We start from the raw sequence: 21,688 nt of genomic DNA, 5'->3' as shown, positions 1-21,688 counted from the left end.
CGAGGTGCCCGCCAGGATGACCTCGGGCCCGGGGACGTCCGACGCGCCACGGCCGGTGCCGGACTGGCTGGACCCGCTGCTGGTCCGGCTCGGCACCGCCCGCATCGAGGACTTCACCCAGGTACGCACGCCGGAGCAGGGCGGCCGGGAGAGCGCCGTACTCGTGCTGCTCGGTGAGGACCCCGAGACCGGTCCGGACGTGCTGGTGCTCCAACGTGCCGCGACGCTGCGTAACCACGCCGGTCAGCCGGCGTTCCCGGGCGGTGCCGCCGACCCGGGCGACGCCGACGCCGCCGCCACCGCGTTGCGTGAGGCCAACGAGGAGGTCGGCCTCGACCCGGCGAGCGTCACCGTACTGGCGCAACTACCGAGGCTGTGGATCCCCGTCAGCGAGTTCGTGGTGACGCCGGTGCTCGCCTGGTGGCACACGCCGCACTGGGTGCACCCCCGGGAACCGGCCGAGGTGGCGCATGTGGCCCGGCTGCCGGTCACCGAGCTGGTCGACCCGGAGAACCGCGTCCGGGTACGCCACTCCAGCGGCTGGGTCGGCCCCGCCTTCTCGGTACGCGGCATGCTGGTCTGGGGCTTCACCGCCGGGGTGCTGGCCGCGCTGCTGGAGATGGGCGGCTGGAGCCGACCGTGGCCGCACGGCCGGGTGATCGACCTGCCCCCGTCCGGTGCGTCGCCCGCCCCCTCGGCCGGCACCGACGAGGTGGACGAGAGCGCGATCCGCTGACCGCGCGGTCACCTTCCGCAAGCGGTCGTCATCCCACGAGCCCCCGGCCCGTACGCTTGACCCGTGTCGGCCGTTGATCTCGTTCTGCTGTTGCTCATGCTCGTGTTCGCGATCAGCGGATACCGGCAGGGGTTCGTCATCGGGGTGCTCTCGTTCTCCGGGTTCTTCCTCGGTGCGCTGATCGGGCTCCAGATCGGGCCGATGTTCGCCCAGCAGTTCGTGGACAGCGGCACCCGCGTGCTGATCTCGCTCGTCGCCATCTTCGGCCTGGCGGTGATCGGCCAGGCGCTCGCCGGATGGCTCGGCTCCCACCTGCGCCGCACCATCGCCAGCGACACGGGTAGGCGGCTCGACGACATCGGCGGCGCCTTCGTCTCGCTCTTCGCGGTGCTCCTGGTCGCCTGGCTGGTGGCGGTGCCGCTCGGCTCCTCCTCGCTGCCCTGGCTCGCCAATTCGGTCCGCAGCAGCGCGCTGCTCAACGTGGTCGACCAGGTGCTGCCGGACCAGGCCCAGCAGCTCTCCACCGCACTGCGCGACACCGTCGACACCAACGGCTTCCCGGACGTCTTCGACGGCCTGCGCCGTTCCCAGGCACGGCAGGTCGAGCCGCCCGACCCGGCGCTGGCCGGATCGCCGGTGGTCGCGAACGGCCAACAGTCGGTGGTCAAGGTGCTCGGCTCGGCGAAGAGCTGCTCCCGCCGCATCGAGGGCTCCGGCTTCGTGTACGCCGACGACCGGGTGATGACCAACGCGCACGTGGTCGCCGGCACCGACTCGGTCGCGGTGGAACTGCGCGGCGAGCGGTACGAGGGCGTCGTCGTCGTCTACGACCCGGACCGCGACCTGGCCGTGCTCTACGTGCCCAACCTGCCCGGCCCCTCCATGCGGTTCGCCGCCGGCAACACCACCAGCGGCGCGGACGCCATCGTGCTCGGCTTCCCGCTGGACGGGCCGTACAACGCCCAGTCGGCGCGGATCCGCGACGTCGACCGGATCACCGGCCCGGACATCTACTCGTCGGGGGACGTGACCCGGGAGATCTACACGATCCGGGCCCTGGTGCGCAGCGGCAACTCCGGCGGGCCGCTGGTCTCCTCGAACGGCCTGGTGCTCGGGGTGATCTTCGCAGCGGCCGCGTACGACCCGAACACCGGCTTCGCGGTGACCGCCGCCGAGGCCCGGCCGGTGGCGCTGGCCGGTGCGGAACGCACCCGGGAGGTGGGCACCGGCGAGTGCACCTGACGGTCACCCGGCCGACGGTGACCGCCGGGCCCGGAGTGCGAAGACCGCAGTGGTCGCGGTGACCACCGCCGTGCCGAGCAGCCATCCGGCGACCACGTCGCTGGACCAGTGCACCCCGAGCGCGACCCGACTGAACCCGGTGACCAGGGCGATGGCCAGCGCGGCGGCCCAGACCGCCACCCGGGCCGCCGATCGGGCCCTGGTCCGGGGCAGGAACACCACGAGCAGCACCCCGGCGGCCAACGCCGCGTTCAGCGCGTGGCCGGACGGGAAGGAGAGGCCGGGGGCAAGTGCCACCGGTTCGGGCAGATCCGGTCGCGGACGGCCCACCACGAGCTTGAGCAGCGGCCCGAGCAGACCGCCGAGGATCATGGTCGTGGCGACCCAGACGGCCAGCCGCCGCGCACCCCGGTAGGCCAGCCAGACCACCAGACACAGCGCCCCGGCGCGCAGCGGCATCGGTGCGAACACGTCCGTCCAGAGGCGCATCACCGACACCCAGGCCGGATGGTCGTGGGCGACAGCGTGCAGGTCGGCGGTGATCGCCGCGTCCAGCCGCCGCAGCGGCGACCAGTCGCCCATCACCAGCGTGGCGAGCAGCGCGAACGGCACGAGCATCGACAGGCCGGAGGCGGTGGGGCCGGGGCGCAGGCCCGACGGACCGTCCGCAGGACCGAACGGGTCGCGGACCGACGGGGGCGCCGTCGTGCGCCGGCCAGAGGCACTCACGCCGATGGTTGTACCCCGCCGAGCAGGATCGAAGACCCGGGATCGCCGGATTGCCCGGCGGTGCCGCTCAGCGTCGCCGCAGCCGACGCACCATCAGCGCCGCACCGGTGACCAGGGCGACGAGGATCGCCGAGCCGGCCCAGAGGCGTACCGGACCGGTGTCCTCCGCCGCCCCGGCGGCGCGGGCCCGCCACCGGGTCTCCTGCGGCGATCCGGTCAGACCGAGCTGCTCGGCGTCGCGGTCGCCGACCGGCACCGAGCCGGGTGCCGGGCCGAAGCCGGTCACCCCGGGCGAGTCGTTGTCGTCCAGCGGGTTGTCGCCGACCGGGGGTACGTCCGTGGTCAGTGCCGCGATCGGGTCGACCAGGCCGTACCCGAACCGGTCGTCGCGGCCGGTGGGCCCGATGTCCTTCGCGGTGACCAGCAGCCGGTTCACCACGTCCCCGGCGGACATCTGCGGGTAGCGGGCCCGGACCAGGGCGGCGGTGGCGGCGACCAGCGGGGCCGCGAAGCTGGTGCCCTGCACCCGCCAGTACCCCTGCGGCGGCCGGGCGCCGACCAGGCCGCTGGCCGGGGCGGTGAGGACGGTGGCGCGACCGGTGATCGCGCCGCTCCACAGGTTGTCGCTGTTGCGCTCCAGCCCGGAGACGGCGATGACGCCCGGCTCCCGGGCCGGATACCACACCTTCGCCTCCGGTGACGTGGCGAGATTGCCGGTGCAGGCGACCACCACCACGTCCTTGGCGAAGGCGTAGTCGATGGCGGCGGCCAGGGCGGGGCTGTCGCCGTTGCCGCCGAGCGACAGGTTGATCACTTTGGCGCCGTTGTCGACCGCCCACCGGACGCCCTTGGCGACGATCAACGCGTCGTCGTACCGGTTCTCCTCGTCGAGTACGCGGACCGGCAGGATGCGGGAGTCGGGGGCCAGCCCCACCACGCCCCGGCGGTCGTCCCGGCGCCCGGCGATCAGTCCGGCGACCGTGGTGCCGTGCCCGACCGGATCGGGTTCGGCGGCTCCGTCCGGTGCGACCAGGTCGAGACCGGGGAGCACCTGACCGGCCAGGTCCGGGTGCGAACCGTCCACCCCGGAGTCGATCACCGCGACGATCACGCCACGCCCGGTCGAGGTACGCCAGGCGATCTGCGCGCCCAGCTTGTCGAGCTGCCACTGCTCGTCACGAACCTGGTCGGCGCGTTCGGCGGTGTCCGGGGCGTAGGCCACCGGCACGCCGAAGGAGGTCGGGGCGACCGGCACGGCAGCGGCCGGAACGGCCACGACCGCGGCTGCCAGCGTCGTGGCCGCCGCCAGCAGCGCCCGATGCGCGAACCGTCGCGGCCCCGGCGGGCCGCTCTGCCGCACCCTGGTCACATCCTCCGCCATTCGTCGCAGGGACACATGACGATCGGAGATTACCGGTTCGCCTCCCCTTTACGGGACGTTCCGTGGACTCGACGTCACTGTGGCGGCAGGTATGCCAACTGCACCAGGCGGACACCCTCCCGCCGGGTGGACAGTCGACCGCGTCCGGGCGGCAGCGGGCCGGGCCGGACCGCACCCACCAACGCGCCCTCCTCGGGGCTGCCCGACATCACCAGGCCCGAGGTGGACAGTTCACGCAGCCGCTGCACGACCGGCTCGTACTGGGCCCGGCCGGCACCGCCGCAGCGGCGGACCAGCACCAGGTGCAACCCGACGTCGCGGGCGTGCGGCAGGTGTTCCTCCAGCGCCCGCAGTGGGTTCGCCGGCCCGCTCGCCACCAGGTCGTAGTCGTCGACCAGCACGAACAACTCCGGGCCGGTCCACCACGAACGGTCGCGCAACTGCGCCGGCCCGACCTCGGGACCGGGCGTACGGCCCTGCAGGTAACCGGCCGCGGACTCCACCAGGTCGGCGGTGTGCGCGGCGGCGGTGCCGTACCCGATCAGGTGTTCGGTCTCGATCGCGCCGAGCAGGCTGCGGCGGTAGTCGACCAGGATCACCCGCGCCTGCTCCGGGGTGAACCGGGTGACGATCGACTGGGCCAGCGCGCGGAGGAACGACGACTTGCCGCACTCGGCGTCGCCGTAGACCACGAAGTGCGGCTCGGTGGCGAAGTCGAGCACCACCGGCCGCAGGTCCGCTTCGGCGATCCCGACCGGGATCCGCAACCCGGCGGTGCCGGTCAGGTCGATCTCCGAGTACGGCAGCACCGCCGGGAGCAGCCGTACCCGGGGTGCCGGCGGACCGGACCAGCTCTCCGCCGCCCGCCGCACCAGAGCGGCGGTGTCCGCGTCGGCGACCTGCGGCAGGGCGGTGAGGAAGTGCAGGCTCCCGGCGGTGATGCCGCGACCCGGCGTTCGCTCCGGTACGTCCGCCGCCGCCCGCCGGGCGATCACCGAGTCCGACGGGTCACCGAGCCGCAACTCCAGTCGCGAACCGAAGAGGTCCCGGATGGCCGGTCGGAAGTCCAGCCAACGCACCGCCGTGGCCACCACGTGCACGCCGTAGGAGAGTCCCCGGGTGGCGAGGTCGGTGATCAGCGGCTCCAGGTCGTCGTACTCGCCGCGCAGCGTGGTCCAGCCGTCGACGACGAGGAAGACGTCTCCGAACCGGTCGGTGTCCGGCGTACCGGCGGCGGCCTGCTCGACACGCCGACGCCGCCAGACCGCCATGGACTCGACGCCGAGTTCGGCGAAGGCGCGCTCCCGGTCCGCCAGCAGGGTGGCCATCTCACCCACGGTGCGTCGCACGCCGGTCGGGTCGGCGCGACCGGTGATCCCACCGACGTGCGGCAGGTCGCGCAGCGCGGCCAATCCGCCGCCACCGAAGTCCAGACCGTAGACCTGCACCTCGGCAGGAGTGTGGGTGAGCGCCAGCGCGCAGATCAACGTCCGCAGCGCGGTGGACTTGCCGCTCTGCGTACCGCCGACCACGGCCACGTGCCCGGCGGCGCCGTCCAGGGCCAGCCAGAGCAGATCGCGCCGCTGCTCGTACGGCTTGTCGACGAGCGCCACCGGCACCTGCAACGCCCCGTGCAGCTCCGGATTGCCGGAGGTCAGCCCCCGGGAGGGGTGCACGGTCAACGGCCCGACCACCTCGTCCAGCCCCGGCGCGCCGTCCAACGGCGGCAACCACACCCGATGTGCCGGCGGCCCCTGGTCGGCGAGGCGCGTGATCAGCAGGTCCAGCAGGGTCTCCTGGCCCGGCTCCTCGTCCTCCTCGACGGGCGGGGCGGGCGGCTCCGGTTCGGGTGTGAAATGGGTGGAGAAGGTGAGCAGGCGCGGGCGCTCGGACCCGGCCGCACCGGCCGCCACAAGGCGTCGACGGACCGCCCCCGAGACGTACGCGGTCTTGAAACGCACCAGCGGCTCGGTGCCGAAGCGCAGGTAGCCGTGACCCGGCGAGCGGGGCAGCTCGTACGCGTCCGGCACGCCGAGCACCGTGCGCGACTCCAGCGACGAGAAGGTACGCAGACCGATCCGGTACGACAGGTGGGTGTCCAACCCGCGCAGCCGCCCCTCCTCCAACCGCTGGCTGGCCAGCAGCAGGTGCACCCCGAGGGACCGCCCCAACCGGCCGATCTGCACGAAGAGGTCGACGAAGTCGGGCTTGGCCGACAGCAGCTCGGAGAACTCGTCGCAGACCAGCAGCAGCGACGGCAGCGGGGCCAGCGCGGTGCCGGCCGCCCGGGCCCGCTCGTAGTCGCGCAGGCTGGCGAAGTTGCCGGCGCGACGCAGCAGTTCCTGCCGGCGTACCAACTCGCCGTTGATCGCGTCGACCATGCGGTCCACCAGCGGCAACGCGTCGGCCAGGTTGGTGATGACGGCGGCGGTGTGCGGCAGCCGGTCGAACGAGGCGAAGGTGGCCCCGCCCTTGAAGTCGACCAGGACGAAGTTGAGCTGCTCGGAGGAGTGCGTGGCGGCCAGCCCCACCACCAGGGTCCGTAGCAGCTCGGACTTGCCTGAGCCGGTGGCGCCGATCAACAGCCCGTGCGGACCCATGCCGTCCTGCGCCGACTCCTTCAGGTCCAGCTCGACGGCGATACCGTCCACCCCGACGCCGATCGGCACCCGCAGCCGGTCACGGGCCGACCGGGGCGCCCAGCCCTGCTCGGTGCTGAAGCCCTCCGGGTCGCCGATGCCGAGCAGCTCCGGCAGGCCCGGCTCGGCACCGGTCGCGGCGTCCGGACCACGCACGGCGGCCGGGCGTAACGGGGCCAACCGGCGGGCCACCGCCTCGGCCTCGGCGATCCTGAGCGCATCGGCCGTGCCGACCTCGGCCGGCCCGTCCGCCGAGTGCGAGTGCAGCCGGCCGCCCCGCACCTCCAGCAGCAGGGCGAAGCGGTCCAGCAGGCGGGGCGGCGGGGAACTCAGGTCGATCAGGGTGACCGCGTCGATACCGCCGTCCCCGGCCAGCTCGGTGGCGCCGGTCAGGTCGCCGCCGTCGAGCACCACCACCAGATGCGGCCCTTCGGTGACCGGCCCGGCCGGGCTGAACCGGGACCGGCTGTCCAGCACCTCGTCGAGCAGCTTCTCCAGGTCCACCGCCGCGCTCGCGACCAGCCGGACCGGGCCGAGGGCGTCGACCCGGGACGGATGACCGGTGTGCGGCAACCACTTCACCCACTCCCAGGTCGCCCGCCGTTCCGGCCCGGCGCAGACCGCGATCAGCAGTTCGTCGGGGGAGTGGAAGACCGCGAGCTGGGTGAGCATCGCCCGGACCAGCGACTGCGCGGCCGGTGACCCGGCGGGACCGGCCGGCGCGGCCCGGACGAACACCCGGGCGAAGCTCCGCAGCGACACCGCCACCGGCAGCTCCGGCACCACCGAGTACGCGTCCAGGAAGCGGCGCAGCGCCCCGGCGGTCATCGGCTCCAACTCCTCCAACGGCCGGGTGACCGGTGGGACCAGCGGAGTCGCAAGCGTCTGCGGCCCGACGGCGACCCGCACCACGGCGAAGTCGGCATCGGTGGGACGACGTTCCCAGACCCGGTGGCTCTCCACCGTCGACCAGAGGCCCTGCGGATCCGGGTGCCGGTAACAGAGGCCGCTGCGCTGTCGTGCCGCGGTCTGCCGGACCTGCCGCCGCAACGTCGCCAGGTGTCGCAGGTACTCGCGTCGGGCGGCCATCATCTCGGACTTGCGGGGACTGCCCGAGGCGCTGCCCCACGAGGTGACCAGCATCGCCAGCGTGGAGAGGCCGAACATCGCGCCGACCACGTACGCGTACGCGCCGCCGCCCCGACCGAACATCATCGCCATCGCGACCGTACCGCCGAGCATCGGCAGCACCATCAGCATCTGCTGCCAGCGGCCACCGGTGACGGCCGGGATCTCCGGCGGGGCCTGCACCGGCACCTCGCCGACGGGGATCTCCGGTGCCGGACGTCGGGCCGCCCGCCGGACGACGACAGTGGACACTCGACCTCCCGACGACGCACGGTGACCCGAGCCTGGCTCATGGTAGGTAAAGTCCTTCCGTCCGCGCAGGCCCGCACCCCGCTCGATAGGGAGATCAGTCGATGACGATCGGGCTGGCCCGGGTCACCGTCAGCTCGCCGCTGCGCCGGGTCGACGTGGCCCTGCCCGAGCAGGTCCCGCTCGTCGAGCTGCTGCCCGAGGTGCTCCGGCACGCCGGTGTCGGGCTCGCCGACGACGGTGAACGGCACGGCGGCTGGCTGCTGCGGCGGGCCGACGGCAGCATGCTCGCCACCGGGCAGGCGTTGCTCGCCCAGGGCGTCCGTGACGGTGAGGTGCTGCACCTGGTGCCGGGCCGTGCCGAGTGGCCCGAACCCGAGTACGACGACGTGGTGGAGGCCATCGCCGACGGCGCACGACGGCGGGGTGCCGCCTGGTCACCCGAGGCCACCCGGGTCGCCGCGCTGGCCGGTGCCGGAGTGCCGCTCGGCGTCGGCCTGGTCGCCCTGCTCGCCACCGGCCCCGTCGACCGGGCCGTGTGGCCGGTGGCGACCCTGCTCGCGGTCCTGCTGGTGCTCGCCGGCACGGTGTTCTCGCGGGCCCGGGGCGACGGCGCGTCCGGTGCCGTCCTCGGCGGGTACGCGCTGCCGTACGCCGCCGTGGCCGGTGCCCTCGCGGTCAGCTCGGGCGACCCGGTCGGGCCGCTCGGTCCGCTGCGCTGGGTCGGCGCGGAGGAGGCGCTGGCCGGGGCGGTGGCGCTGCTGCTGGTGTCGGTGCTCGGGCTGCTCGGCGTGGCCACCCGGCAACGGGTCTTCGTGGCCGGGGTGGCGGTCGGTGCGGTCGGCGTCCCGGCTGCCCTCGGCGACATGCTGCTCGGCCCGGCCGGCGCGACGGCCGTCCTGCTCTGCGTGCTGGCCTTCGCGATCGGTGCGGTCCCGCTGCTGGCGATCCGGCTGGGCCGGGTGCCGCTGCCGCCGACCACCCTGCCGACCGGTGCCGACCACGACCTGGACCAGGCCCGTGACCTGCCCGATCGCGGCCGGGTGTACGCGGCGGTGGCGCGCACCGAGGAGATGCTCACCGGGATGCTGATCGGGCACGCGGTGCTGGGCGGCGTGGCCGGTCTGGTCCTCGCCGTCACCGGCGGCGTCACCGGTCGGCTGCTGGTCGGGGTGACCTCGACGGTGTTCCTGCTGCGCGCCCGGCTCTTCGCGGCGGTACGCCACCGGGTGCCGCCGGTGCTCGCGGGTCTGGCCGGGTACGCGGCCCTCGGCACGGTGCTCGCCGTCGACCCCGCGACCGGACCACTGATCCTGGCGGTCGGCGGTGTGCTGGTCGGCCTTGCGGTCGCGGCGGCCGGCACCGGTCACGCCCACCGGCCGGTCTCGCCGTACGTCGGGCGGCTCGCCGACCTCACCGACACCGCTCTGGTGATCTCCGTGGTGCCGATCGCCTGCGCGGTGCTCGGACTCTACGAACGGGCCCGGGGACTGCTCGGCTGAGCGGTCCGGCGGGCCCGTCGCGAGGCCGCGTCAGTGGATGGTCTCGCCACGCTCCTCGGCGTCCTTGGCCCGCTGGTAGGAGATCAGGATCTCGGCCTCGGCCTCGGTACGCCCCACCCAGGTCGCGCCCTCGACCGACTTGCCCGGCTCCAGGTCCTTGTAGACCTCGAAGAAGTGCTGGATCTCCAGCCGGTCGAACTCGCCGAGGTGGTGGATGTCGCGCAGGTGCTCCTGCCGGGGGTCCTCGTACGGCACGCAGAGGACCTTGTCGTCGCCGCCCTTCTCGTCCGTCATCCGGAACATGCCGATGGTGCGGCACCGGATCAGGCAGCCGGGGAAGGTGGGCTCGGGCACCAGCACCAGGGCGTCCAGGGGGTCGCCGTCCGCGCCGAGGGTGCCCTCGATGAAGCCGTAGTCGGCCGGGTACTGCGTGGAGGTGAAGAGCGTGCGGTCCAGCCGGATCCGGCCGGTCACGTGGTCCACCTCGTACTTGTTGCGGTGACCCTTGGGGATCTCAACCGTGACGTCGAAATCCATTCGCACGCTCCCTCGTTCGCCCACGCTGGCCTGACGGAACCGGCGACCAGCCCGGACGGGCGATTGCCCGCCCACCGAGTCCGGCCGCCGCATAGTCTTCGGACCGAAGTAGTGTCACCCAGGCCGGTTTCCGGTGGGGGAGGAGGGGGTCGTGGGGAGGGAAGATTCACACTACCGTCCGGAGGGTGCCGCCGAGGGCGGTCCCGCGACACCGCCGGTCACACCGGCGACCGGGCGTGTGGTGGTACCCGACGCGCACCTGCTCCGGACACCGTCACCGACATCCGCCGACCCCGCTCCGACGAGCCCGGCTCCCGGCCCGACCCCGCCCGCCACCGGCACCGCGTCCGTACCGCCGGGCACTGCCTCGGTGTCACCTGTGCCGTCCGGCAGCGCGTCCGTGCCGTCCGGCACCGCGTCCGGGCGGGTGAGCGTCCCGGGCGGTTCCGGGGCGGTCGCGGCCGCAGCGGCGTCCGGTGCCGCCGACGCGCCGGCCGGTCCGCAGGCGGACCCCGGCGCGGTGCCGCCGGGCCCACCCGGGAACACCGCCGCGCCCGCCGACCAGGGGCCGCCTCCCGCGCCACCGTCCGCCGTCCGCCGCCGACTGCCGCTGGTGCTCGCCGCCGTGCTGGCGCTCGTGCTGGTCGGGGTGGGCGTGGCCGTGGTACGCCCCGGACCGGTCGGTCAGTGGCTGGGCGAGGATCCCGACACCTCGACGGTCGCCGGCTCACCGGAGCCCGCGCCGGTCGCGGTGCTGGCTGCCGCCGACGTCGGCGCGCCCGTGCCCAGCGCCGACGGGATGGGTGCGGTGCTCGACCCGCTGATCGGTGATCCCGCGCTCGGTGACCGGGTCCACCTCGCCGTGGCCGACGCCCTGACCGGGCAGTTGCTCTTCGACCGGGGCGGTGCCGAGGCCACCGTGCCGGCCTCGGTGACGAAGTTGCTGACCGCGGTCACCGTGCTGACCGCCCGGGGCCCCGGCTACCGGATCCCGACCCGGGTGGTGGCCGGCGCCCAGCCCGGTGAGGTGGTCGTCGTCGGTGGCGGGGATCCCACCCTGACCGCCGGTGCCAAGGGTTTCTACACCGGTGCCGCGAGCCTGGAGAATCTCGCCGAGCAGGTGCGTACCGCCCTGGGCGGCACCCCGCCGACCCGCGTCGTGGTCGACTCCTCGCTGTATCCCGGGCCGGTCTTCGGGCCGGGCTGGGACGACGACATCCCCACCGGCGGCTACGGCGGCGCGATCACCGCGCTGATGCTCGACGGCGCCCGCAAGGACCCCAAGGCGGGTCGGAGCTGGGCCGAGCGGGTACCCGAACCCGACCTCACCGCCGGACGGGCCTTCGCCAGGCTGCTCGGCGTACCGGCCGGTGCGGTGAGCAAGGGCACCGCCCCGGTGGCCCCGGTCGACGCGACCGGCGGCACCGAGCCCGGCGCGGAGCTGGGCGTGGTGCACTCGCCACCGCTGATCCGCCTGGTCGACGTCATGATCAGCGAGAGCGACAACATCGTGGCCGAGGCACTGGCCCGTCAGGTCGCGCTGGCCCGCGGCCAGCCCGCGTCGTTCGCCGGTGCCGCCACGGCGATGGCCGAGATGGTGCCCGAACTCGGCCTGCCGGTGGACGGGTTGACGCTCGCCGACGGCAGCGGCCTGTCCCGGAAGAACCTGATCAGCCCCGCGCTGCTGACCGAGCTGCTGGCGCTCGCGGCCGGTCCGGACCGGCCCGAACTCGGCGGCATCTTCGGTGGGCTGCCGGTCGGCGGCTGGTCCGGCACGCTGCGCGACCGCTACGGTTCGGCACCGGGCACGGACGCCGGTATGGGGGTGGTCCGCGCCAAGACGGGCACGCTGACCCGGGTGCACGCGATCGCCGGTGTGGTGACCACCGTCGAGGGACGGTTGCTCACCTTCGCGGTGCTCACCGACCAGGTGTCGCCGGACGGCATGGAACCCGCCCGGGTGGCGCTGGACCGGATCGCCTCGGCGCTCGCCACCTGCGGTTGCCGCTGACCAGGACGGCCGGTGCGCCCGGCGCGATCCGGGGACGGGTGTCGCGGCGCGGGTACGGTGGGTGGCATGGCGCAGTTCGTGGACTGGGATCTGGCCGCCGCTACTGCGGGGGCGCTGGGCAAGTCGGGCCCCCGGGTGTCGTACGCCGAGGCCACCGAGGTGGTCGCCGAGCTGCGCCGGTTGACCGACGAGGCGGCCGGGCACGTGGCCGACTACACCGGGTTGACGTCGCAGGTGGCCCATCCGCCGGTGCGGGTGGTCGACCGGCGCGACTGGGCGGCGACCAACATCGCCGGCCTGCGCGAGGTGATCACTCCGCTCGTCGGCCGGCTCGCCGAGGACAAGCAGCCCGGCGCGTTCACCGAGGCGATCGGGTCGCGGGTCACCGGGGTCCAGGCGGGAACCGTGCTGGCGTACCTGTCCGGTCGGGTGCTCGGCCAGTACGAGGTCTTCTCCGCCGATCCGGGTCAGCTCCTGCTCGTCGCGCCGAACATCGTCGAGGTGGAGCGGAAGCTGGGCGCCGAGCCGCGTGACTTCCGGCTCTGGGTGTGCCTGCACGAGGTGACCCACCGGACGCAGTTCACCGCGGTGCCGTGGATGCGCGGGTACTTCCTGGGTGAGGTGCAGGCCTTCGTGGACGCCTCGCAGGGGGGTGAGCACCTCGCCGAGCGGCTGCGCCGGGGCGTGGGCACGCTCGCCGACGTGGTCCGTAACCCGGAGAGCCGGTCCAGCGTGCTGGACATCGTGCAGACCCCGGGGCAGCGCGCCGTGCTGGACCGGCTGACCGCGCTGATGACGCTGCTGGAAGGGCACGCCGAGTTCGTGATGGACGGCGTCGGGCCGCAGGTCATCCCGAGTGTCGAGCGGATCCGGGCCGGGTTCGACCGGCGCCGGGAGGCCGGCAACCCGGTGGAGAAGGCGGTCCGCCGCCTGATCGGCCTCGACGTCAAACTGCGGCAGTACGCGGAGGGCCGCAAGTTCGTCCACGCGGTGGTGGACCGGGTCGGGATGGCCGGCTTCAACCGGATCTTCGAGTCGCCGCTGACCCTGCCCCGCCTCTCCGAGCTGAGCGAACCGGACGCCTGGGTGGCCCGGGTGCACGGTCCGGTCGGGCCGAAGCCCCCCGCCGACTGAGCATGGCCCCACTCGCCCCGGCGGTCGCCGCGATCCGGGTCGCGGTCCGTCGTGCGCTGGCCGACCTCGGGCCTGGACCGGTGCTGGTGGCCTGCTCCGGCGGAGCCGACTCGCTCGCCCTGGCCGCCGCCGCCGCGTTCGTGGCGCCCCGGACGGATCGAGCCGCCGGACTGGTCACCGTCGACCACGGGTTGCAGCCCGGATCCGCCGAGCGGGCCGAGTCGGTCGCGGACTGGGCACGGCAGAACGGGCTGGCGCCGGTGGATGTGGTCCGGGTGGAGGTCGCCGGCCGGCTCGGTGGCCCCGAGGCCGCCGCCCGCCAGGCGCGCTACCAGGCGCTGGTCGAGGTCGCCGGTCGGTACCGGGCGGCGGCGGTGCTCACCGGACACACCCGGGACGACCAGGCGGAGACGGTCCTGCTCGCGCTGGCCCGGGGTGCCGGGCCGCGTGGGCTGGCCGGGATGCCGGCGTACCGGGAAATGTCCGGGGTGCCGCTGCTCCGGCCGCTGCTGGAGACCGGTCGGGAACAGACCCGGGCGGCGTGCGCGGCGCTGGGCCTGACCCCGTGGGAGGACCCGCACAACACCGACCCCGCCTACGCCCGGTCCCGGGTACGGGCCGACGTGCTGCCCGCGCTGGTCGGGGTGCTCGGCCCGGCGGTGGTGGACAACCTCGCCCGGACCGCGCGGCTGGTCGCGGCGGACAACGCGGTGCTGGACGGGTTGGCCGTCGAGGCGCTGACCGCCGCCCGGCACCCGGACGGCGGGCTGACCGTCAAGGCGCTGGCCGACCTCGCTCCCGCGCTGCGGGGCCGGGTACTCCGCGCCTGGGCGCACGAGCTGGGCGCGTCGCCGGCCGCCCTGTCGCACCGGCATGTCGCCGCGCTGGACACGTTGATCACCGCCTGGCGGGGGCAGGGCGCGGCGTACCTGCCCGGCGGATTGCGGGTCCGTCGGCATCGTGACCGCCTGCTGCCCGCAGACCCGACCGCCGCGCTCCCGACGGACGACGGCGAGGTCGACACGTGACGTACCCCCGCAGCCCGCTGTACGCCCCGCACGGCGCGGTGGCCACCAGCCATCCGCTGGCCACCACGGCCGGGTTGGCGGTGCTGCGCCGAGGCGGCAACGCGGTCGACGCCGCCCTGGCCACCGCGATCACCCTGACCGTGGTGCAGCCGCCGTCGAACGACATCGGCGGTGACCTGTTCGCCATCGTCTGGGACGGTCAGCGGCTGCACGGGCTGAACGCCTCCGGTCGGTCACCGGCCGCGCTGACCCGGGACGTGGTGCTGGCCGCCACCGACGGCCGGGGTGCCGAGCCCACCGACGCGCTGGGCGGGGCACAGGCCAGGGGACCGGCGATGCCGGCCCGTGGCTGGCTGCCGGTGACCGTGCCGGGCGTACCGGCCGGCTGGCGTGACCTGCACGACCGGTTCGGCTCGCTGCCCTTCGCCGACCTGTTCACCGACGCCGTCGGGTACGCCGAGCACGGTCACCCGGTCTCCACCGGCACCGCCACGGCCTGGGCCCGGGCGGTGGCCGGACACGCCGGTTCCACCGGCCCGGAGTACGCCGAGTTCGCCCGGGTCTTCGCCCCGGACGGGCGGGCACCCCGCCCCGGCGAACGGTGGCGCAACCCGGGCGCCGCCCGGACCCTGCGGCTGATCGCCCGCAGCGGGGCCGAGGAGTTCTACCGGGGGCGGATCGCGGCGGCCCTGGCCGACCACGCGGCCCGGACCGGCGGGCTGCTCACCGGCGACGACCTGGCGGCGCACGCCTCCACCTGGGTCGACCCGGTGTCGGTCGGCTACCGGGACCACGAGGTGTGGGAGCTGCCGCCGAACGGGCAGGGCGTGGCCGCCCTGATCGCCCTGGGCGTCCTCGACGGGCTCGACCCGGCCGACCCGGCGTGGCGGCACCGGCAGATCGAGGCGGTCAAGCTCGGCTTCGCCGACGCGCACGCCCACGTCACCGACGCGGACCGGATGCGGCTGCCGGTCCAGGCGCTGCTCACTCCCGAGCACCTGGCGGCCCGCCGGTCCTCGATCAGCGGACACGCCGCCGATCCGGCCGCCGGGGTCCCGGAGCGCGGCGGAACGGTGTACCTCTGCGCGGCCGACGCCGACGGCATGATGGTGAGCCTGATCCAGTCCACCTACCTGGCCTTCGGCTCGCACGTGGTGCTGCCCGGACACGGCTTCGCCCTGCAGAACCGAGGTCTCGGCTTCCGCCTCGACCCCGACCACCCGAACGTGGTGGGCCCGGCGAAGCGGCCGTACCACACCATCATCCCCGGATTTCTGACCCGCGACGGTGCGCCGGTCGGGCCGTTCGGGGTGATGGGTGGGCACATGCAGCCCCAGGGACACGTGCAGCTGATCTCGTCGACCGTGGACGCCGGTCTCGACCCGCAGGCGGCGCTGGACGCCCCACGTTGGTACTGGCACGCCGGCCGGTCCCTGCTGGTGGAGGAGCACCTGGCGGCCGGGCCGGGAGGGCCGGAACTCGTCGCCGACCTGCGCGCCCGGGGTCACCGGGTCACCGTCGCGGACGATCCGGGCGTCTTCGGGTACGGCCAGGCGATCTGGCGTCGCCCCGACGGCGGCTACGTCGCCGGCTCGGAGTCCCGGGTCGACGGCGCCGCCGGCGGTTTCTAGCCCGCCGGGGCGCGGTCGCGGAACGTGGTGCGGTAGGTGTGCGGGGTGGCGCCGACCCGGCGGGTGAAGTGGTGCCGCAGGGCGGCGGCGTCCCCGAAGCCGGCCTGCTCGGCGACTGCCTCCACCGACAGCCCGGTGTCCTCCAGCAGTCGACGGGCCAGCAGCACCCGCTGGCCGGTCAGCCAGTCGTGCGGGGTCGTGCCGGTCTCCGCGCGGAACCGGCGGGCGAAGGTCCGGGGCGCCATGCCCGCGCGGGCGGCCAACTCGTCGACGGTGAACTGCTGGTCGAGCCGTTCCATCAGCCACTCCAGCACCGGTTCCAGGGTGGGTGCCTCCGGTGCCTTCGGGATCGGCGCCTCGATGTACTGCGCCTGGCCGCCGTCGCGGTGCGGCGGCACCACCATCCGTCGGGCCAGCCGGGTGGCGACGGCCGAGCCGTGCTCCTGGCGTACCAGGTGCAGGCAGGCGTCGATGCCGGCGGCGGTGCCGGCGCTGGTGAGCAGCCGGCCGTCCTGCACGTAGAGCGAGTTGCAGCGGACCCGCGCACTCGGATTGCGGCGCTGCAACTCGTCGACGTGCCGCCAGTGCGTGGTGCACTCCCGGCCGTCGAGCAGCCCGGCCTCACCCAGCAGGTACGCCCCGGTGCAGACGCTGAACAGGTGTGCCCCCCGGTCGGCGGCCCGCCGCAGCGCCTCGCGCACCTCGGCGGGCGCTCCGGTGCCGTGGTGCGCCGGCACGGCCACCAGGTCGGCCCGGTCGATCGCGTCGAGGTCGGCGGTGGGCACCAGGCCGAAACCCGCGGTGGTACGCACCGGTGCGCCCTGCGGGCTGCACAGGTCGAACCGGTAGCCGGGCAGGCCGTCGGCGGTGCGGTCGGTGCCGAAGACCTCGGCGAGCACGCCGACTTCGAACGGGGCGACGCCGTCCAGGGTGAGTACCGCGACCGAGCGGAGCATGTGACGAGGGTAACCCGGGGGGTGGCAGAAAATCGAGGGTGAGTGGCTTTCCTGCCACTGTCCGGCGATCGGCGGGACCCGCAGACTGGTGTCAGCCCGGTGCACCGGCGGCGAGATCACCAGAAACCAGATGAAAGCGAGCGCCGCCATGGGACTTCTCTTCTTCCTCGTGTTCTTCCTGCTCCTCGCTCTGCTCTCGGCCGTCGGGCTGACCGCGGACAGCCGCGACTCGGCCGACTGGAAGCCGTCCGACGGTGGCCACCGCTGGCGGTCCCACCCGTACTGATGCGGTTCGTGCCCTTCGTCGGAAAGATCCGGGCCGGGGTCGCCCCGAAAGAGGCGGCCCCGCCGACGGCGAACCCGGGGCGTACGGCAGGCTAGGACCATGGCTGACGGCTCCTGGTACGACGCCGACATCGACCACGTGATCATTTCGGAGGCGCAGATCCGCGAGAAGACCGCGGAACTGGCCAAGCAGGTCTCCGCGGACTACGCCCACGTCACCGACGGGCTGCTGCTCGTCTGCGTACTCAAGGGCGCGGTCATGTTCATGGCCGACTTCGCCCGGGCGCTGGGCCGCCAGGGCCCCCCCGCCGAGCTGGACTTCATGGCCATCTCCTCCTACGGCCAGGGCACCACCTCCTCCGGGGTGGTCCGGATCCTCAAGGACCTCGACCGGGACATCGCCGGCCGGCACGTCGTCGTCGTGGAGGACATCGTCGACTCCGGCCTGACCCTGTCCTGGCTGCTGCGCTACCTGGAGTCCCGGTCGGCGGCGAGCGTCGAGGTGGTCGCGCTGTTCCGCAAGCCGGACGCGGTCAAGGTGACGGTGCCGGTGAAGTACGTCGGCTTCGACATCCCGACCGAGTTCGTCGTCGGGTACGGCCTGGACTTCGGTGAGCGATACCGCGAGCTGCCGTACGTCGGCGTGCTCAAGCCGGAGGTGTACGCCCGCTCCTGACCTCGGTTCCGGCCGATACGGCACCGAGGTCCGATGCCGCCGGTCCGGTCGACGTTCAGCCGACTTTCAGCTGGTCGGGCTACCGTGGACTCCGGTGACGGTGGAATCCGCTCTCCGTCACGCCGGTCGACATCCGGTTCGCCGTACGCGTAAGTGCTGGGCTCGCCAGCTCAGATCGGTCGCGTACGGTGTACCGTCGAATGACCGTGGTGCGACAATTCGCGCCCCGGGGTCGAGGCCGGCCCGCACGGCGGCTCCGGCAGCCGCCCAAGCGGCGACACCCACAGTCGGTCAGGACGTCGATCAGGAGGATGCGGGCGTCTCGGCGCTCGACATACAGCATGGAACGTACGCGTTTCTTCCGCCGACCGGTGTTCTGGGTCATCCTGGTCATCCTCGGCGCCGTCGTGCTCAGTCAGCTGTTCACCGGTGGACCCAGCTACCACCGCGTGGACACCTCAGTCGCGCTCGACCAGCTCAACAAGGGCGGTATCGAGAAGGTCGTCTTCCAGGACAAGGAACAGACGATCCAGCTGGACCTGGCCGAAGAGGCCGAGTTCGGCGAGACGAAGACCAAGCTGATCGAGGCCCAGTTCCCGTACGAGGTCGGCAACGAGGTCTGGAACCAGGTCCTCGACGCCAAGGCCAACAACCGGGTCACCGGGCCGGCCGACACCGAGGTGTCGTCCGACAGCATCTGGGTCAGCCTGCTGGTCAACCTGCTCCCCATCGTGCTGCTCGTGTTGCTGCTGCTGTTCTTCATGTCGCAGATGCAGGGCGGCGGCTCCCGGGTGCTCAACTTCGGCAAGTCCAAGGCGAAGATGATCACCAAGGACACCCCGAAGACGACCTTCGCGGACGTCGCGGGCTCCGAGGAGGCCGTCGAGGAACTGCACGAAATCAAGGACTTCCTGCAGAACCCGGCGAAATACCAGGCGCTCGGCGCCAAGATCCCGAAGGGCGTACTCCTCTTCGGGCCGCCCGGAACCGGTAAGACGCTGCTCGCCCGGGCGGTCGCCGGTGAGGCGGGGGTGCCGTTCTACTCGATCTCCGGCTCCGACTTCGTGGAGATGTTCGTCGGCGTCGGCGCCAGCCGGGTCCGCGACCTGTTCGAGCAGGCCAAGGCCAACGCCCCCGCGATCGTCTTCGTCGACGAGATCGACGCCGTCGGTCGCCACCGTGGCGCCGGCATGGGCGGCGGGCACGACGAGCGTGAGCAGACCCTGAACCAGCTCCTCGTCGAGATGGACGGCTTCGACGTCAAGGGCGGCGTCATCCTGATCGCCGCCACCAACCGGCCGGACATCCTCGACCCCGCGCTGCTGCGTCCGGGCCGGTTCGACCGGCAGATCCCGGTCGACGCCCCCGACATGGAGGGCCGCAAGGCCATCCTGCGGGTGCACGCCAAGGGCAAGCCCTTCACGCCCGACGTCGACCTCGACTCGGTGGCCAAGAGGACGCCGGGCTTCAGCGGCGCCGACCTGGCCAACGTGATCAACGAGGCGGCCCTGCTGACCGCCCGCAAGGACCAGCGGGCGATTAGCAACGAGTCGCTGGAGGAGTCGATCGACCGGGTGATCGCCGGCCCGCAGCGCCGGACCCGGGTGATGGGCGACCAGGAGAAGAAGATCACCGCGTACCACGAGGGTGGTCACGCACTGGTCGCCTGGGCCCTGCCGCACGCCGCGCCGGTGCACAAGGTGACGATCCTGTCGCGCGGTCGCTCGCTGGGGCACACGCTGGTGCTGCCCACCGAGGACAAGTACACCCAGACCCGTGCCGAGATGATCGACACCCTGGCGTACGCGCTGGGCGGCCGGGCCGCCGAGGAACTCGTCTTCCACGAGCCCACCACCGGTGCCGGCAACGACATCGAGAAGGCCACCGCACTGGCCCGGGCGATGATCACGCAGTATGGCATGAGCTCTAAGCTCGGTGCGATCAAGTACGGCACCAGCGGGGACGAGCCGTTCCTCGGTCGCAACATGGGCCACGAGCGGGACTACTCCGACTCCGTCGCCGCCGAGATCGACGGCGAGATGCGGGCGCTGATCGAACTGGCCCACGACGAGGCCTGGGAGATCCTGGTCGAGTACCGGGACGTCCTGGACAACATCGTGCTCGAGCTGATGGAGAAGGAAACCCTCTCCACCGCCGACATGGCCCGGATCTGTTCCCGGGTGGTGAAGCGTCCGCCGATGGCGCCGTACAACGGCTTCGGCAAACGGCAGCCCTCCACCGAGCCGCCCGTGCTCACCCCGGCCGAGAAGGACGCGCTCAAGGTGCAGGCCGAGGCCGACGGCGCCCAGGCCACCACGGTCGGTGGCGTCAGCTCGAACAACTCGGACGGCCCGCACTGAGCACCGACGACACGGCGGCCGGTCCCCAGCAACGGGGATCGGCCGCCTCCGCAACCGAGCCCGACATCGACGATCTCGACGACCTCGACTACATCGCCGCCCGGCTGGTCAACGGCCGGCTCACCGGCCGCCCGGTCGAGGACACCATGGACCTCGGCCGGATCGAGAAGGCGGTCCGCGAGATCCTGATCGCGGTCGGCGAGGACCCGGACCGCGACGGCCTCCAGCAGACCCCGGCGCGGGTCGCCCGGGCGTACGCCGAACTCTTCGCCGGCCTGCGGGTGGACCCGGCCACGGTGCTCACCACCACCTTCGAGGCCAACCACGAGGAACTCGTGCTGGTCCGGGACATCGACGTGATGAGCCTCTGTGAGCACCACCTGCTGCCGTTCCGGGGCAGCGCGCACATCGGCTACATCCCCGGGCCCGACGGTCGGATCACCGGCCTGTCCAAACTGGCCCGGCTGGTCGAGGTCTTCGCACGACGCCCGCAGGTGCAGGAGCGACTCACCTCCCAGATCGCCGACCTGCTGATGGAGCGGCTGGCGCCACGGGGCGTGGTGGTCGTGCTGGAGTGCGAACACATGTGCATGGCCATGCGCGGCATCCAGAAGTCGGGCGCCAAGACGATCACCTCGGCGGTGCGTGGCACCCTGCAACGGGACGCCAAGTCCCGCGCCGAGGCGATGGCGCTGATCATCCCGCGCTGAGCGGCTCGACCGGGACGCCCCACCACGGGGACCGCGCCCGGCCCGGGCCGCTCAGGCGGCCAGCATCGCCAGGACGATCCCGGCGGTGGTCAGCACCGCCGGGACCAGGCAGGTCAACGCACCGAACCGGAACGTCCGGTCCACCCGTTCGCCCGGCCGGGACGGGAAGAGCCGCCCCACCGCCAGCCACCCCACCCCGAACGCCACCGCCGGTGCCGGCAGGCCGACCACCAGCGTCAACACCGTCACCGCGTCGCTCCCGGCGACCAGGTACGCCACGATCTGGAGCAGCGGCACCAACAATGCCAACGGCCCGTACACCAGCAGGTTGCGCGGTCGGGCCGGCCAGTGGGCCGCGCCCGGCAGGCCCCGGGCCGCGAGCACGTCGTCCGCACCGTGCGCCCAGCGGTTCGCCTCCCGCAACGCGGCCAGCACCGCGCCCGACCCACCGGTCATCGTGCGGGTCGCCTCGGTCAGCTCCGGCGGCGCGGGCACCAGCGACATCGGCGGTACGCCCGCCTCCCGCAGTTGGGCCTCCTGCGGCGCCAACCGGGTACGCACCGCCGCCAACTCCTCGCGGGCCGCCTGGACCGTCCGCGCCTGCTCGCTCGCGGCGGTCGCCGCGTCCCGGCGTACCCCGTCGAGCTGACGGGTCGCGGCCAGATAGTCGGCCCACGCCACAGCCACCGGGTCCGAGGAACCGGACGGCGACGTGCCACCGGTCCGCTGCCGCACCGGCCCGGCGGCCGTGACC

The 21,688-nt window shown here is 73.5% G+C and carries 17 protein-coding genes; 11 read left to right on the top strand and 6 right to left on the bottom strand.

Annotated elements, in window-relative coordinates:
- Nucleotides 1-16 precede the first annotated feature (16 nt).
- Together HUT12_RS30510 and HUT12_RS30505 are read left to right on the top strand one after the other, a co-directional pair.
- Complete coding sequence (locus HUT12_RS30510; RefSeq protein WP_131054403.1) at nt 17-736, top strand: CoA pyrophosphatase; 720 nt, start codon at nt 17-19, stop codon at nt 734-736.
- Nucleotides 737-799: 63 nt separating this feature from the next.
- Nucleotides 800-1,978 (top strand): MarP family serine protease, encoded by a 1,179-nt coding sequence (locus HUT12_RS30505; RefSeq protein WP_176095434.1) that lies wholly within the window; start codon nt 800-802, stop codon nt 1,976-1,978.
- Nucleotides 1,979-1,981: 3 nt separating this feature from the next.
- Here the strand turns inward: HUT12_RS30505 and HUT12_RS30500 are convergent, their stop codons facing one another.
- The 3 genes from HUT12_RS30500 to eccCa all read right to left on the bottom strand — a co-directional run bounded on the left by HUT12_RS30500 (nt 1,982) and on the right by eccCa (nt 8,107).
- Nucleotides 1,982-2,596 (bottom strand): phosphatase PAP2 family protein, encoded by a 615-nt coding sequence (locus HUT12_RS30500; protein ID WP_176096047.1) that lies wholly within the window; start codon nt 2,594-2,596, stop codon nt 1,982-1,984.
- 178 nt (nt 2,597-2,774) lie between these two features.
- A complete protein-coding gene (mycP, locus tag HUT12_RS30495) occupies nt 2,775-4,088 on the bottom strand; it encodes a type VII secretion-associated serine protease mycosin (protein WP_176095433.1) in 1,314 nt (437 codons plus the stop codon).
- A 74-nt stretch (nt 4,089-4,162) separates the two neighbouring features.
- On the bottom strand, nt 4,163-8,107 hold the full coding sequence (gene eccCa / locus HUT12_RS30490) for a type VII secretion protein EccCa (protein WP_176095432.1): 3,945 nt from the start codon (nt 8,105-8,107) through the stop codon (nt 4,163-4,165).
- Between the two features lie 101 nt (nt 8,108-8,208).
- Between eccCa and eccD the strand changes: the two genes are divergently transcribed.
- A complete protein-coding gene (eccD, locus tag HUT12_RS30485; RefSeq protein ID WP_176095431.1) occupies nt 8,209-9,606 on the top strand; it encodes a type VII secretion integral membrane protein EccD in 1,398 nt (465 codons plus the stop codon).
- Between the two features lie 30 nt (nt 9,607-9,636).
- Here eccD and HUT12_RS30480 read toward each other — a convergent pair whose 3' ends face one another.
- Nucleotides 9,637-10,143: an inorganic diphosphatase gene (locus tag HUT12_RS30480; protein ID WP_131055375.1), complete on the bottom strand. Its 507-nt coding sequence runs from the start codon at nt 10,141-10,143 to the stop codon at nt 9,637-9,639.
- 604 nt (nt 10,144-10,747) lie between these two features.
- Here HUT12_RS30480 and dacB point away from each other — a divergent pair.
- The 4 genes from dacB to HUT12_RS30460 all read left to right on the top strand — a co-directional run bounded on the left by dacB (nt 10,748) and on the right by HUT12_RS30460 (nt 15,947).
- The gene (gene dacB / locus HUT12_RS30475) at nt 10,748-12,154 is read left to right on the top strand and encodes a D-alanyl-D-alanine carboxypeptidase/D-alanyl-D-alanine-endopeptidase (protein WP_254877092.1); all 1,407 of its coding nucleotides are present in this window, start codon (nt 10,748-10,750) and stop codon (nt 12,152-12,154) included.
- 66 nt (nt 12,155-12,220) lie between these two features.
- Nucleotides 12,221-13,288, top strand: a complete 1,068-nt coding sequence (locus HUT12_RS30470; RefSeq protein WP_131056231.1) for a zinc-dependent metalloprotease — start codon at nt 12,221-12,223, stop codon at nt 13,286-13,288.
- A gap of 2 nt (nt 13,289-13,290) precedes the next feature.
- Nucleotides 13,291-14,316, top strand: a complete 1,026-nt coding sequence (gene tilS, locus HUT12_RS30465; protein ID WP_176095430.1) for a tRNA lysidine(34) synthetase TilS — start codon at nt 13,291-13,293, stop codon at nt 14,314-14,316.
- Nucleotides 14,313-15,947, top strand: a complete 1,635-nt coding sequence (locus tag HUT12_RS30460) for a gamma-glutamyltransferase family protein (protein ID WP_176095429.1) — start codon at nt 14,313-14,315, stop codon at nt 15,945-15,947. Before tilS ends, HUT12_RS30460 begins: the two co-directional genes overlap by 4 nt.
- Here the strand turns inward: HUT12_RS30460 and HUT12_RS30455 are convergent.
- The gene (locus HUT12_RS30455; RefSeq protein ID WP_176095428.1) at nt 15,944-16,903 is read right to left on the bottom strand and encodes a GlxA family transcriptional regulator; all 960 of its coding nucleotides are present in this window, start codon (nt 16,901-16,903) and stop codon (nt 15,944-15,946) included. The genes HUT12_RS30460 and HUT12_RS30455 overlap by 4 nt on opposite strands.
- A gap of 148 nt (nt 16,904-17,051) precedes the next feature.
- Between HUT12_RS30455 and HUT12_RS30450 the strand changes: the two genes are divergently transcribed.
- The 4 genes from HUT12_RS30450 to folE all read left to right on the top strand — a co-directional run bounded on the left by HUT12_RS30450 (nt 17,052) and on the right by folE (nt 20,934).
- Nucleotides 17,052-17,189 (top strand): hypothetical protein, encoded by a 138-nt coding sequence (locus tag HUT12_RS30450; RefSeq protein WP_176095427.1) that lies wholly within the window; start codon nt 17,052-17,054, stop codon nt 17,187-17,189.
- 99 nt (nt 17,190-17,288) lie between these two features.
- Nucleotides 17,289-17,864 (top strand): hypoxanthine phosphoribosyltransferase, encoded by a 576-nt coding sequence (gene hpt, locus HUT12_RS30445; RefSeq protein WP_013736289.1) that lies wholly within the window; start codon nt 17,289-17,291, stop codon nt 17,862-17,864.
- Between the two features lie 341 nt (nt 17,865-18,205).
- The gene (gene ftsH / locus HUT12_RS30440; protein WP_131053127.1) at nt 18,206-20,224 is read left to right on the top strand and encodes an ATP-dependent zinc metalloprotease FtsH; all 2,019 of its coding nucleotides are present in this window, start codon (nt 18,206-18,208) and stop codon (nt 20,222-20,224) included.
- 92 nt (nt 20,225-20,316) lie between these two features.
- Entirely contained in the window at nt 20,317-20,934 is a 618-nt protein-coding gene (gene folE, locus HUT12_RS30435) for a GTP cyclohydrolase I FolE (RefSeq protein WP_131053128.1), read from the top strand.
- Nucleotides 20,935-20,985: 51 nt separating this feature from the next.
- Here folE and HUT12_RS30430 read toward each other — a convergent pair whose 3' ends face one another.
- Nucleotides 20,986-21,669, bottom strand: a complete 684-nt coding sequence (locus tag HUT12_RS30430) for a hypothetical protein (RefSeq protein ID WP_254877091.1) — start codon at nt 21,667-21,669, stop codon at nt 20,986-20,988.
- Between the last annotated feature and the right edge of the window lie 19 nt (nt 21,670-21,688).

Source organism: Verrucosispora sp. NA02020, from assembly GCF_013364215.1.
Taxonomy (GTDB): Bacteria; Actinomycetota; Actinomycetes; order Mycobacteriales; family Micromonosporaceae; genus Micromonospora.
Note: the sequence above shows the minus strand (reverse complement) of the source record. Positions and strands in the feature narration are given on the sequence as shown.